Below are 13,097 nucleotides of genomic sequence, written 5' to 3' on the forward strand. Positions count from 1 at the left end.
GGAGAAATCGGTGATTACAGTTTTAGTGGTGGATGACCATGAATTAGTCCGTACTGGTATTTGCCGTATGCTAGAAGATCACGCAGATGTACAAGTCATTGGTCAGGCGGAATCTGGTGAAGAAGCGATTAACCTGGTTCGCCAACATCACCCCAATGTTGTTTTGCTGGATGTGAACATGCCGGGTATTGGTGGCGTAGAAACAACACGTCGCCTCTTACAAACTGCCCCTGAAACCAAAGTTCTCGCTGTGAGTGGTCTAGCGGAAGAACCGTATCCATCGTTATTACTGAAAGCTGGTGCCAAAGGTTATATCACCAAAGGTGCTCCAGTCAGTGAAATGGTTCGTGCCATTAATAAAGTCATGCAAGGTGGCAAATACTTTAGTGCCGATATTGCAGAACAACTCGCCAGCTCTTATTTATCCGACACGCAACAATCGCCATTTGATGCTCTGTCTGAGCGTGAAATGCAAGTGGCCATGATGGTGGTGAACTGTATCAGCGCGCAAGAAATTGCAGATAAACTTTTCGTGAGTGTAAAAACTGTCAATACCTATCGTTACCGTATTTTTGAAAAATTAAACCTTGATAGTGATGTCAAACTCACACATCTTGCGATTCGTTACGGTCTGATCAAACCTTAAAATAAAACTATAACTTTCAATCTCATAATCGGTTTGCAGCATGCAACATTCCCAATATTTCGAATTAAATCAATACTTTTTTGGGCTGTGGTATGCCGCTTATCGCTTATTAATCACCAGTTGTTTGGTGCTGATTTTTATTCTGACCCGAGATGAACTCTCAACCAACTACGAGTTTCCCCAACTGTATTTTTATGTGCTGTGGGGTTATTTTTTCATTAACTGCGTACAATTTTTTAATCTCAAACATTTTAAACAGCATATTCCTCAGCAGTTTGCATTCATTTTCATTGTCGATGTTATTGCATTAAGCCTACTTACCATCGCCACCAATGGTCCAAGTTTAAGTATCAGCATCCTGTTCTTAACCACCATCTTTGCCGCCTCTTTACTGCTTAGCTCGCAAAAAGCTTTAATTATTACCCTCATTGCGGTAATTGCGGTTATCTATCAACAATTCTTTATCAGCTTTCTAACCCAACACTCATTCCAGAATCTGGGGAATAGTGTGATCTTGGCGGTTTTATTTTTTGTCTTTTATGCCTGTGGGCAAATTGCAGTTCGTCGTTTTCAGTTACTCGATCATGTCAATTTTTCTCAATCACAAGAACTGAAACGCCTACAAAATATTAATCGCTATATCTTGGAACAAATTGAAACAGGCTATCTAGTCTTAGATGAAAACTGCCATATCGTTTTAAGTAACCCTGCCGCCTGTGCGTTATTGGGCATTGCGCCATTTTATGCCTTTGATAAATATCCACTATATAAATTACAACCTGATTTGTTTGAATTACTGGATTTTGATCAGGTACAAAATGGGGAAAAATTTCAGTTCGAATCTCAGCTTAGCCGCTACCATTTGCATATTGAGGTGCAGAAACTGATTGTCCCTCAGCAGGTTCTCACGCTTTTGGTGATCCAAGATGGGCAAAAGATGAATCAACAAGTACAACAATTAAAATTGGCTGCACTGGGGCAACTCTCCGCCAGTATTGCGCATGAAATTCGCAACCCTTTGGCAGCCATTGTTCAAGCCAATGAATTACTATCACACAGTACGGTTGAGCAGCAGCAGACGCTCAGTCAAATGATTAGCAAGCAAACCAAGCGAATTGACAAAATCGTGCAAGACACTTTAAGTATGGTCCGTAATCAAGGGACTCAACCGATTAGCATACAATTAGATCGTTTTATCCCCATTTTTATTCAAGAAGACCTGCCCGATCTTAAAACCAAAATTTTATGTCATATTGCACCGCATTTGAGCTTAGATTTTGATGAGGCACAATTTAGACAGGTATTAATTAACTTAATTCGCAATGCCATCCGACATAATTCACCAGAACGCAGTACAATAGAACTGCACTGCTATACGCAGGATAAAAACATTCACATTGATGTGTGTGATTTTGGGGAAGGCGTGGCGATTCAAGATCAAGCCCACCTGTTTCAACCGTTCTTCAGTACCGCGATTACAGGAACAGGTTTAGGATTATATCTATCACATAGCTTTTGCGAGGCCAATCAAGCACTCTTAAGCTATGTAGAACAACAACAGGGAGCTTGCTTTCGCATTCAATGCCGACAGCTGACTTAATAATTCAATTTTTACTGGGGTGTTATAGTGGCGCAACAACCACTCGTTTTATTTGTAGATGACGAAGAAGACCTATGTACGCTGATGCAAATGATGCTCAGCCGTATGGGGATCGAAACGCATGTGGCTTATCGTTTAGCACAGGCCAAAAAAATGTTGTCTGAACATCACTATGATGTTTGTTTTACGGATTTAAATCTCCCAGACGGGAGTGGTTTGGAATTGGTTGAGGAGATTTCTCAACGCTATCCACAGTTACCTGTCGCAGTGCTGACCGCCTATGGCAATATGGACATTGCGATTGCCGCACTCAAAGCGGGTGCGTTTGACTTTGTCAGTAAACCGATCAAACAAACCCACCTTGAACAACTGTTGCAAAAGGCTCTGAACAATCCTGTGCAACAACAGGCTTCTTGCGAAGATGCTCTTGAACAACGCATGCTAATTGGTCAATCCTTACCGATCCAACAACTTCGCGTGACATTAAAAAAGATCGCTCGTTCACAAGCGCCCGTCTTTATTACGGGTGAATCTGGCACAGGCAAAGAAGTGGTTGCGAACTTGGTCCATCGCCTCAGTAATCGCAATGAAGGCCCTTTTATTGCGATTAACTGTGGCGCGATTCCTTCCGACCTACTCGAAAGTGAGTTATTTGGGCACAAAAAAGGCAGCTTTACTGGCGCAACACAAGATAAGCAAGGTTTAATTCAATCGGCACATGGCGGTAGTTTATTTTTAGATGAAATTGCTGAACTGCCTCTGAATATGCAAGTCAAATTGCTCCGTGCAGTACAAGAAAAGGCCATCCGCCCCATTGGCTCAGATACTGAAATTGATGTCGATTTCCGTGTGATTAGTGCTAGCCACCAAGACTTAGAATCACTGGTTCAACAAGGTAAATTCCGACAAGACCTATTTTTCCGCATTCATGTGATGGATTTGGTTCTGCCACCACTCCGCGAACGTGGTCAGGATATTTTAATTCTTGCCCAACATTTTATTCACAAAGTCTGCCGTGAATGGGAAATTGAAGTCAAAATATTAACGACTCGTGCAAAAGATTTTTTATTGGCACAATACTATCCAGGTAATGTCCGTGAACTGCGTAACATCATCGAGCGCGCCATTACTTTAAGTGATGAGGATTATATTGATGTTCAGCATTTACAAAGTGCACCCTTGCGCCGCAGCATCCATGCACCAGTATCGTCGATCGAGCAAATGCTGACAACGCCTTCAGAATTAACGCTCGCACCTCGAAAATTGCCGGATGAAGGTCTGGAACTGTATTTAGAAAATATTGAAAAAGAGATTCTGCTGAATGCGTTGAATATTACGCATTGGAATCGTACTTTGGCCGCCAAAAAACTGGGGATGTCCTTCCGCTCTTTGCGTTATCGCCTGAAAAAATTTGGACTGGATACCGATGAATAATTAACGGCGATTCGCAATAACCTCTGCAACATGCTCTAGATAGGTCTCTTCTTTCATGTCATGTTGCAAGGGATATTGCTGATCGGGTTGAATGCCAATCCCTTCAATCATCTTCCCTGATGGGGTGTAATAATGGGATACCGTCATTTGTAGCGCAGCACCATTCGACAAAGGGAACAGTTTCTGTACCACTCCTTTGCCATAACTTTTTTCCCCAATCACCCACGCACGACGATGCTCTTTCATCGCAGCCGTAAAAACTTCTGCTGCAGATGCAGATCGAGCATTAATTAATACACCGACTTTAAGATTCTGAAACTCTGAGCTAGGTAGAGCTTGAAATTGCTGATTACCTTCAGAACGGCTTTTGGTAGTGACAATAATGCCCTGATTTAAAAACAGGTCTGCCGTTTCCACTGCTGCAGACAATAAACCACCGGGGTTATTTCGCAAATCAATCAGCACGGCCTTAAGACGAGATGGATTATTTTCTTCAATTAAACGCTTAATTTCATTGGCTGTATCTTGTTGAAACACGCGAACTTTAAGCAGCAGCACTTGGTTATGTAGCAGTTGTGCCTCAATGTCTGTTTCAATTTTCTTGGTCCGAACCAAACTGATGGGCTTGGTGGTCTGTCCCAATTGCACACTTAAAGTCGAGCCAATTGAACCATACAATAACGCATTGACCTGTTCGCGGTTCAGCTTTCTTAATTCTTGATCATCCATTTTGAAAACGGAAACACCATTGCGTAAGCCTTGCTTATAGGCGTCGGCTTCTGGCTTGAGTCCTTGAATGCTCCATTGACGCTGATTGTCATAACTTAAATTAAAATCGACCGAAGCCAAGTCGCCATCGGTATATTGCACCAACTGTTTATAATCTTCGGGCGATAAATAACGAGAATAGCGGTCTAAACCACTCACCAAGCCCTGAATGGCTTGCTGAAACAGTTGTTCATCATTTTTATTATCGACATAATTGTCTTTGACAATCCCATAGATCTGGACAAACTGCTGAATCGACTCCACAGGTACTTCAGGATAATTTTGTTCGACTTCGTCAAAATCTGGAGCGGTGTCAGTCTCATTCACCGCGCCTATCGCATGACCACAACACATGAATAACGCTGTTAAGGGAATAACAAATTTCAAGTGTTGTGTCATTGATTCACCTGTGAAAAACCGACTTAGGCTTGTAGGGTAATGAGATTGCGACCTTGCATTTCTGCGGGAACAGGCAATTGCATCAAATTTAATAAAGTTGGGGCAACATCCGCTAACACACCACCTTCTGCAATCGTGGCTTGCGTTGGACCCACATAAATAAATGGGACCAATTCTGTTGTATGTTGAGTATGAACTTGCCCGCTCACATAATCTTGCATTTGCTCCACATTACCATGATCGGCAGTGATCAGCATATGACCTTTATTTGCCATCACAGCATCGTAAACACGCCCCAAACAGGTATCCACCGCTTCTACAGCTTTTACTGCTGCTTGGAATACACCCGTATGCCCCACCATGTCACCATTGGCATAGTTCACCACCAAGAGGTCATATTCACCAGAATTAATTGCCGCAACCAATTCATCGGTCACTTCATAAGCACTCATTTCTGGTTTTAAATCATAAGTCGCAACATTTGGTGATGGGATTAAAATACGTTTTTCACCCGGATATTCGTCTTCACGACCGCCACTAAAGAAGAACGTCACATGCGCATATTTTTCTGTTTCCGCAATACGCAACTGAGTTTTACCTAAATTAGACAGGTATTCACCCAATGAATTATGCAACGCTTCAGGCATATAGGCTACAGGGGCTTCGATGGTCGCTTGATAACGCGTTAACATGACAAACATTGATAAATTCGGAACCACTTTACGCTCAAAGCCCGCAAAATCTTTTTCGACAAAAGCTTTGGTAATTTCACGTGCACGGTCCGCACGGAAATTCATAAATACAATGCTGTCACCATCTTGAACTTTAGCCACATCGCCAATACGTGTAGCTTTGACAAATTCATCAGATTCATCGGCTGCGTATGCTTGCTCCAATCCTTCAACTGCCGTTGCAGCCGTACGCACCGCCTCACCTTCTGTCAATAAACGATAGGCTTGTTCAACACGATCCCAACGGTTGTCACGATCCATGGCATAGTAACGACCAATCAGTGTGGCAATACGCCCTTGATTTGGATATTGTGCAAATAAAGCATCAAGTTTTTCTAATGAAGGCTGCGCACTTTTCGGTGGTGTGTCACGACCATCCAAGAACGCATGCAAATACACCTGAGCGCCACGCTTGAGTGCGAGCTCTGCCATGGCCACAATATGGTCTTCGTGTGAATGTACGCCGCCTTGTGAGAGCAAGCCCATAATGTGGACTGCACCTTGAGCGGCTTTGGCTTTTTCAACCGCATCAATCAATACTTGCTGTTCAAAGAAAGCACCAGTACGGATATCTTTGGTAATGCGCGTAAAGTCCTGATACAACACACGACCAGCACCCAAATTCATATGACCAACTTCTGAGTTGCCCATTTGTCCATCAGGCAAGCCAACATCTTCACCAGAACCCGAGATCAATCCATGCGGATGCTTTTGTTGCATAGCAGTCAAGTTTGGTCGTTGTGCTGCAAGGAAGGCATTATCTTTAACCGCTTCACGGTGTCCAATACCATCCATAATTACCAATACGTGGGGGACTTTGCCAGCAATTGCATCCGTCATGATTTACACTCTTGTCTATAAATTGGTCGCACTATCTTACCGAATTTTCGTGCAAGACTCCACGTATGCGACAGGGTTAAACTCACTTGTACAGATCGTTTTCTCTAATCTGTACAAATTCCTAGCGAGCACGGCGCAATAAATAACCACCGACCACAAACATAATGACAATCGGGACAAAGACGAACCAAGCAGGTGATGGACTATAGACCAAGCTGGCATAACCCAGAAAGTCCTGTAGATAAAAGAAACCTAGCCCAATAAATAAGGCAATCACCAAACGAAAGCCCATCGATTGTTGGCGTAATGGTCCAAAAATAAAAGAACAGGCAATCAGAACCAAGGCAATTAAAGCAAAGGGCGAACCCACTTTTTGCCAGAATGCCAACTGATAAGCTTTCGGCACTTGGCTATATTCCTGCATGTATCGCATAAAACTCACCAGTTGGCTTGGGGATAAATCTTCAGGATCAATAGTGACCATATGGACATATTTAGGTTGCAATGCCAAAGCCAAAGGTTGTTGAGCTGCATCGCGTTTGACCGCATTGCCGGCATCCTGAATTTCGACCTGTTCAGTGTCTTTTAAATTCCAACGCCCATCTTGAACAAATTGTCCTTGTTGGGCATCCAATACACTATTCAAACGATATTCTTGGTCAAAATCGACCACTTGAATATTCCGCAACTGGCCTTGTGAATTGGCATAATCAATATAAATAAAGCGCTGCCCTTCGCGAGTCCAATAGCCTTTTACTTCACCTAATGCCGCAGCACTCCGGTGACTTTTTACGCTCTTGGCCTGTTCATTGGTATAGGGAATCACCCACTCACTTAAGACAAAGGATAAAACCACCAGAATTAAAGCCGAGCGAATCACCCAACCCACGATACGCCATAGGCTAATCCCAATGGAACGCATCACAATCAATTCACTGTTGGATGCCATGGTGCCCAAACCCAATACAGCCCCAATTAAAGCAGCAATCGGTAAAATCTCATACAGATAGCGTGGTGCACCCCACAATACAAAAATGAGGGCCTGCCAAGCGGTATACGTATCATTCAGCTCACTCAATTCACCCAAATAGGTAAATAGAATCTGTAATACCGACAAGACCGCTGTCGCCCCCAACATGGCAAAGGCTGTGGTCTTAGTCACATGTTTTGCGACAATACGACGTGCAAACATTTTAAGACCTCACTCGCTGAATCTGTTTCTTAATTTTTGGAGCTAATTTTTGCTTACGTGAGAAAATCGCGGCGGCCATAGCATAGACAAAGAGCGCTAGCGGATAGGCCCAGATTCCCATTTCCTGTTTGCTGACACGGGTTTTAATCGCCATCATCGCGACAATTAAGCTGGCAAAAATTAATAATGCAGGAAACAGTTTTAAATAACGGCCCTGACGTGGACTCACTTCAGACAAAGCCACTGCCAATGCCAATGCCACAATCATCACCAATGGGACAAAAATACGCCAACCCAACTCACTCGCAACAACTGGATCATTGCGATTCTGCCACAATTTCCCCGTGGTTAAGGCTTCAACTTCACTACTTTCAAATTTGGCTTCTGCATTATTTTCTAAACGCAAACGATAACTTTGAAATTCGGCTTGGGTATATTTGGGTTGACCTGGATAAATTTCATACCGACGACCTTGTACCAAATCAACTACATTGGCAGTATCATTTGCCACTTCTACCCGTGTCGCTTCTTTGGCCAGAATCATCACATCAGGCTTACCTTCTTTTTCGGCACGCTGGTAGAAGAAAATATCTTTTAGGTTACGCCGATCTTCAGATAAATCCCCCGCATAAATGGTATAGGGTCCTGATGAAATAAACTCTTTCGGGCGCACTAAATCAAAACCTGTTCGCACCGCTTGAGTATTGGTTAACTGGTAGAACTGTCGCAAACCCCATGGTGACATCCACAGCATTAGACCGGCTTGCAACAACATGAAAACCACTGTCATCGGAATTAACAAACGTGCTAATCGGTGACGACTAATACCACTACCATTCAAGACCGCCATTTCATGATCGACATATAAACGACCAAAAACCAGCATTAAGCCCATGAAAAAACCCAAGGGAAGAATCAGCGTTAAAAATTCAGGCAAACGATAACCAATGATGCTAAATAAAATACCTGCATCTAAACGACCTTGAGCAGCAATGCCGAAGTATTTGATTAATCGGCCACCCATCATGATTAAGGTCAATAAGGCAATTACAACCAATGAGGTAGACACCACTTGCTTGACTAAATAACGCCGAATAATCAAATTGATTCTTCCAATTTCAAAAAGAGTAAAAACTACTGTTAGTTTACCCGAATGTTCAAAATATAAAACCTATTCCCCTGCTTCTGCATTGAAACTCGAACCATAAAAATGTTTCAATGGCTGAATGACTTAAAACTCTCAAAGGCGTGAAGACCCCCTATGAAACTCAGCTTGAATACCGCTCTACCTACTCCCACTACTGATCAGGCTTTATTCATTTTAGCCGACAATACTCAGCTTGCTCAGATCGCAGCAACATATCAAATCAATGACTTAGAGCAGATTGCGCAAGCCACGCAATTTAAAGCTGGATTGAACGAAACTTTACCACTCTTGGCAAAGATTCCTGGTTTTGCACATGCTGTTCTAATTGGACTCGACAAAGTTGAAGATTTACAGCCTGCAAAATTAGCAAAAATTGCACAAAGCATTATCAAATCTTCACAAAAAAAATATCAGCAGATTCAAGTTGATCTGAATGCTTTACCTGAAGCATTCCACTATTTATTTGCCTTAAGCCTGACTCAAGCCGCTTATGGCTATGATGAGTTTAAATCAAAAAAGAATGAATTTTTACTCAATGAAATTGGACTGATTGCTACGCAAAGTCCTTTAAATAATTCACAATTAAGCCTAATTCAAGCCATCCAATCAGGTCAGAATTATGCACGCGACTTGGGCAACCGTCCGGGCAATATCTGTTTTCCTGAATATTTAGCCGATCAAGCTTTGGCTTTGGCACAGCAATACCCAGAGCAACTCAAAGTTACCGTGATCAATGAACAGGAAATGGCAGATCTGGGTATGTTTGCCTTTTTAGCAGTCAGCCGTGGTTCAGACCGTCCGGGTCGAATTATTACCCTTGAATACAAAGGTCAGCCAGATCAAGCACCAATCGTTTTGGTGGGTAAAGGCGTCACTTTCGATACGGGCGGCATTTCACTCAAACCTGGTCTAGGTATGGACGAAATGAAATTCGACATGTGTGGTGCAGCCTCTGTACTCGGTACTTTACGTGCTTTATGTGAAGCGAAATTGCCGATTCATGTGGTAGGTGCAATTGCTGCTGCAGAAAATATGCCTTCAGGTCATGCAACTCGCCCTGGGGATATTGTCACCAGCATGAGCGGGCAAACGATTGAAATCTTAAATACCGATGCCGAAGGTCGTTTAGTACTCTGTGATACCCTAACCTACATCAAACGTTTTAACCCTGAATTGGTGATAGATATTGCGACCTTAACAGGTGCATGTGTGGTGGCTTTAGGTTCTGTTTTAACAGGCATGTTTACCCCAGATGATGAACTCGCTGCTGAATTAAATGCCGCAGGTCAGACCAGCTTTGACCGTGTATGGCGTATGCCTGTGATTGATGATTATCAAGAGCAGCTTGATTCACCTTTTGCTGATATTGGTAACATTGGTGGTCCAAAAGCAGGCGCAGTGACTGCTGCTTGCTTCTTGCAACGCTTTACCCGTGAATACCGTTGGGCACATTTGGATATTGCAGGCACTGCATGGCTTTCGGGCAGCAGCAAAGGTGCAACAGGCCGTCCAGTACCGTTGTTAATGCAATTCTTAGCCAACCGTGTTAATACGAATGGCTAAAGTTAGCTTTTATCTGTTTGAAAAAAGTCCAGAACGGCAAGTCGAAAGTACTTGCCGTTTGTGTCGTAAAATTCTGCGTCAACCAAAACGGATTTGGCTCTATTGCCCCGATGCTGCATTACAGCAGCAATTGGATGAACGCTTATGGAGTTTCGATGCAGCCAGCTTTATTGGACATGGTATTGACCAAGAACATGCAAATGTCTGCATCTCGGCACGCTTACCCACAGAAAATGATTGGATTGTGTTTAATTTTAACAATCAGGCACTTGATCAATTTCATGAATTTAGCCAAATTATAGAAATTATTGAGAATAATGATTCAGCCAAACAGCTCGGTCGTGAAAAATTTAAACAATATCGACGCTTAGGCATTGAACCTCAAACTTTCAAGCTTTAATTGTTCAACCTTAGGGAGAAATATGGTGGCATTAAATGTCGGTCCAGATTTTAAACAGCGCTGGCTAGAAGCGCCTGAAGCTGTACGTCAGACATTTATGGATGATCTGAATCATATTTGTGATTTATTACAGCCCGAGACACAAACACAGCTCTGGCTCGCAGCTGATCAGAAAGCACAAGCACAAGCGCAGCAAACTGTTGAACAAGCCTATGCCGATCTAAAAGCACGGCTGATTGAAGAAGCACGAGTTCGTCGTCAATTGGCTTTAGAGCAATCCTTGGCCAATAAACGTGCGGCGGCTGAACAATATGCACAACAACTCTTTGCGGATGAACAACGCCAATTTGCGGAGCAAACACAGACCTTAGACCACTTGCGCCAGCATATTGAACAAGAAACGCTGCACTATGCCGAGCGTTATCACGTCAATGATAGTCACCAAAATCTGAACTTTGCCCCAGGCATGGTGCATGTTTCAGATCAACAAATTTTGTCTGAATTAGAAACTGTACGCTTACGCTTAGAACTTGAAGCTGAAGCCCACATTGAACAAGCTGTAAGTAAATTCCGTAATAAATTACGTACCGCAGCACAAGAAGAAATTGAATACATATTACATAATTCTAATTTTTCTGATGTAAAACCAACTGTTTAATTTTTCTACTCCCAATTTGAGGAGTGTCATGAAAATGACACATAAATGTCACAACATGGTCATCACTTTAAAACAAAACTTTGAAGTGTTGACGCCAAAAATTGACATATCAATAAATTAGGAAGAAAAAATGGACCTGCTGAACCACGTTTCTCACCGCATTGCTGCTCTCGATTCAGGCGAACAATGGATTGTTTCTGCTCAAAAACTACTGCTTAGCCGCGCCGATTTTCAATCACTTTCGGTGTTTCTCTCGCGCGAGTCGGAAAAAGGACTTTTTAGCCTCTCCCCACAAGGATTCAGTGCAACTTGGCATGATGAACCTGTCGTGACCATTATTAAGCATTAACCTTTAAATATTCGCCCCGTAGAATTGAGTGACTTGTTTGAACGGGTCACTCGATGAACTCAAGGGTTGCAAAAAAGATATTACCCGCACCATAACCAATACTCAGTAGAATACCAATCCAGATTAAACTTCCAATGGTGTTGTACCACATGAAACGGGAAAGTTTCATCTCGCCTGCACCCGCAGCAAAAGGAGCAAACGAACGCACAAAGGGAATAAACCGCGCCAGAATAATGGTCTTGCCACCATGTTTAACAAAGTAATGATTGGTTTTACTCAAATACTCTGGCTTTATCCAACGGGAATGACGATGTAAATACTTAAAACCCAGCTTTTTTCCAGTGTAATAATTCACAGCATAGCCCAATATGGCAGCGGTCATGAGTAATATTCCCATACTATGCAGCTGAATAATGGCAGAGGATGAACACAAAGCACCTACGGCAATTAATAAACTATCGCCTGGCAGAAAAAACATAAAGACAAAGCCTGTTTCCGCAAAAATAATGAGAAACAAAATGGCATAAATCCATATGCCATACTGCGACAATAAAAGCGGCAGCATTTGTTCTAGATTTAGAAAAAAATCAAGCATTACATAAATCTACGCTAATCAATTTAAGTATCACGTGCTTTATTTCACTCGAATAGAAATGAAAACAGCCCTGTAGTTTAGGCTGTTTTCGCATCCGATATATACTTTTTATTTTAAAAAGCCATTTGCCGCCAAGAAATCCATACTGATTTTTGACTGTGCTTGGGTCTCTGCCGCTTTATCACCCAGCAATAAACGTTCGATATAACGCGCCAAGACATCGACTTCCAAATTCACTTTAGAACCCGTTTTCCACGTGCCAATATTGGTGCGTTCTGCCGTATGTGGAATTAAGTTCAGGCTAATAATATTACCGCGCAAATGGTTAATCGTTAAACTGATGCCATCTACTGTCACCGACCCTTTCTCGGCCAAATATTTGGCAATTTCTACAGGTGCCGTCACTTCAAAATAGAGTGAACGCGCATCTTCACGCACTAAGGTAATCTCACCCACGGCATCCACATGGCCACTGACAATGTGCCCACCAAAACGTGTGGTCGGCAACATGGCTTTTTCTACATTGACTGGTTGACCAACTTTCCAGTGACCCAAAGTTGTTCGATTCAAACTTTCACGTGACACATCTGCGGCATACCAATTGTCACCCCATTCAATCACCGTTAAGCAGATTCCATTGGTGGCAATCGAATCACCTAAGTGTACATCGGACATGTCCAAATTCGTTTGAATACGTAAACGTACATCACCACCGACACTTTGCAAGCTTTCGACTCGACCAAGGCTTTCAATAATTCCTGTAAACATAATCTTT

13 protein-coding genes are annotated in these 13,097 nt (G+C 42.6%); 7 read left to right on the forward strand and 6 right to left on the reverse strand.

The window, feature by feature from the left end; translation table 11 throughout:
- The first annotated feature begins 10 nt into the window (after positions 1-10).
- Genes E0H87_RS15600 through E0H87_RS15610 form a run of 3 tightly spaced genes read left to right on the forward strand, consistent with a single transcriptional unit; the run spans position 11 to position 3,680 of the window.
- A complete protein-coding gene (locus E0H87_RS15600; protein ID WP_131265351.1) occupies positions 11-646 on the forward strand; it encodes a response regulator in 636 nt (211 codons plus the stop codon).
- A 40-nt stretch (positions 647-686) separates the two neighbouring features.
- Positions 687-2,246, forward strand: coding sequence for a sensor histidine kinase (locus E0H87_RS15605; RefSeq protein ID WP_131324441.1), 1,560 nt, complete (start codon positions 687-689; stop codon positions 2,244-2,246).
- Positions 2,247-2,270: 24 nt separating this feature from the next.
- Positions 2,271-3,680 (forward strand): sigma-54-dependent transcriptional regulator, encoded by a 1,410-nt coding sequence (locus E0H87_RS15610; RefSeq protein WP_165493984.1) that lies wholly within the window; start codon positions 2,271-2,273, stop codon positions 3,678-3,680.
- On the opposite strand, the gene E0H87_RS15615 is transcribed toward E0H87_RS15610, so the two are convergent.
- From E0H87_RS15615 to lptF, 4 genes are all read right to left on the reverse strand, one after another.
- Entirely contained in the window at positions 3,681-4,847 is a 1,167-nt protein-coding gene (locus tag E0H87_RS15615; RefSeq protein WP_131324443.1) for a S41 family peptidase, read from the reverse strand.
- A 23-nt stretch (positions 4,848-4,870) separates the two neighbouring features.
- On the reverse strand, positions 4,871-6,418 hold the full coding sequence (gpmI, locus tag E0H87_RS15620) for a 2,3-bisphosphoglycerate-independent phosphoglycerate mutase (protein WP_131324444.1): 1,548 nt from the start codon (positions 6,416-6,418) through the stop codon (positions 4,871-4,873).
- 121 nt (positions 6,419-6,539) lie between these two features.
- Entirely contained in the window at positions 6,540-7,610 is a 1,071-nt protein-coding gene (lptG, locus tag E0H87_RS15625; protein WP_131324445.1) for an LPS export ABC transporter permease LptG, read from the reverse strand.
- Between the two features lies 1 nt (position 7,611).
- Positions 7,612-8,712: an LPS export ABC transporter permease LptF gene (gene lptF / locus E0H87_RS15630; protein ID WP_131324446.1), complete on the reverse strand. Its 1,101-nt coding sequence runs from the start codon at positions 8,710-8,712 to the stop codon at positions 7,612-7,614.
- Positions 8,713-8,871: 159 nt separating this feature from the next.
- On the opposite strand from lptF, the gene E0H87_RS15635 reads away from it, so the two are divergent.
- From E0H87_RS15635 to E0H87_RS15650, 4 genes are all read left to right on the forward strand, one after another.
- Positions 8,872-10,320 (forward strand): leucyl aminopeptidase, encoded by a 1,449-nt coding sequence (locus E0H87_RS15635; protein WP_131324447.1) that lies wholly within the window; start codon positions 8,872-8,874, stop codon positions 10,318-10,320.
- Positions 10,313-10,720: a DNA polymerase III subunit chi gene (locus E0H87_RS15640; RefSeq protein ID WP_016168493.1), complete on the forward strand. Its 408-nt coding sequence runs from the start codon at positions 10,313-10,315 to the stop codon at positions 10,718-10,720. The genes E0H87_RS15635 and E0H87_RS15640 overlap by 8 nt, the downstream gene beginning before the upstream one ends.
- A 22-nt stretch (positions 10,721-10,742) precedes the next feature.
- Positions 10,743-11,378, forward strand: coding sequence for a hypothetical protein (locus tag E0H87_RS15645; protein WP_227547378.1), 636 nt, complete (start codon positions 10,743-10,745; stop codon positions 11,376-11,378).
- Positions 11,379-11,508: 130 nt separating this feature from the next.
- Positions 11,509-11,727, forward strand: a complete 219-nt coding sequence (locus tag E0H87_RS15650; RefSeq protein ID WP_131265361.1) for a hypothetical protein — start codon at positions 11,509-11,511, stop codon at positions 11,725-11,727.
- A gap of 46 nt (positions 11,728-11,773) precedes the next feature.
- Here the strand turns inward: E0H87_RS15650 and E0H87_RS15655 are convergent, their stop codons facing one another.
- Positions 11,774-12,322 (reverse strand): VTT domain-containing protein, encoded by a 549-nt coding sequence (locus E0H87_RS15655; protein ID WP_131324448.1) that lies wholly within the window; start codon positions 12,320-12,322, stop codon positions 11,774-11,776.
- A gap of 108 nt (positions 12,323-12,430) precedes the next feature.
- The gene (locus E0H87_RS15660) at positions 12,431-13,090 is read right to left on the reverse strand and encodes a riboflavin synthase (protein WP_131324449.1); all 660 of its coding nucleotides are present in this window, start codon (positions 13,088-13,090) and stop codon (positions 12,431-12,433) included.
- Positions 13,091-13,097: the final 7 nt, after the last annotated feature.

The organism is Acinetobacter sp. ANC 4178 (assembly GCF_004331175.1).
In the GTDB taxonomy this organism is placed as follows: Bacteria; Pseudomonadota; Gammaproteobacteria; order Pseudomonadales; family Moraxellaceae; genus Acinetobacter.

Excerpts from the sequence above, each read along its gene's own strand:
- E0H87_RS15605 (WP_131324441.1), top strand. The coding sequence starts at position 687 with ATGCAACATTCCCAATATTTCGAATTAAATCAATACTTTTTTGGGCTG.
- E0H87_RS15615 (WP_131324443.1), bottom strand. The coding sequence starts at position 4,847 with ATGACACAACACTTGAAATTTGTTATTCCCTTAACAGCGTTATTCATG.
- gpmI (WP_131324444.1), bottom strand. The coding sequence starts at position 6,418 with ATGACGGATGCAATTGCTGGCAAAGTCCCCCACGTATTGGTAATTATG.
- lptG (WP_131324445.1), bottom strand. The coding sequence starts at position 7,610 with ATGTTTGCACGTCGTATTGTCGCAAAACATGTGACTAAGACCACAGCC.
- E0H87_RS15635 (WP_131324447.1), top strand. The coding sequence starts at position 8,872 with ATGAAACTCAGCTTGAATACCGCTCTACCTACTCCCACTACTGATCAG.
- E0H87_RS15640 (WP_016168493.1), top strand. The coding sequence starts at position 10,313 with ATGGCTAAAGTTAGCTTTTATCTGTTTGAAAAAAGTCCAGAACGGCAA.
- E0H87_RS15645 (WP_227547378.1), top strand. The coding sequence starts at position 10,743 with ATGGTGGCATTAAATGTCGGTCCAGATTTTAAACAGCGCTGGCTAGAA.
- E0H87_RS15650 (WP_131265361.1), top strand. The coding sequence starts at position 11,509 with ATGGACCTGCTGAACCACGTTTCTCACCGCATTGCTGCTCTCGATTCA.
- E0H87_RS15655 (WP_131324448.1), bottom strand. The coding sequence starts at position 12,322 with ATGCTTGATTTTTTTCTAAATCTAGAACAAATGCTGCCGCTTTTATTG.
- E0H87_RS15660 (WP_131324449.1), bottom strand. The coding sequence starts at position 13,090 with ATGTTTACAGGAATTATTGAAAGCCTTGGTCGAGTCGAAAGCTTGCAA.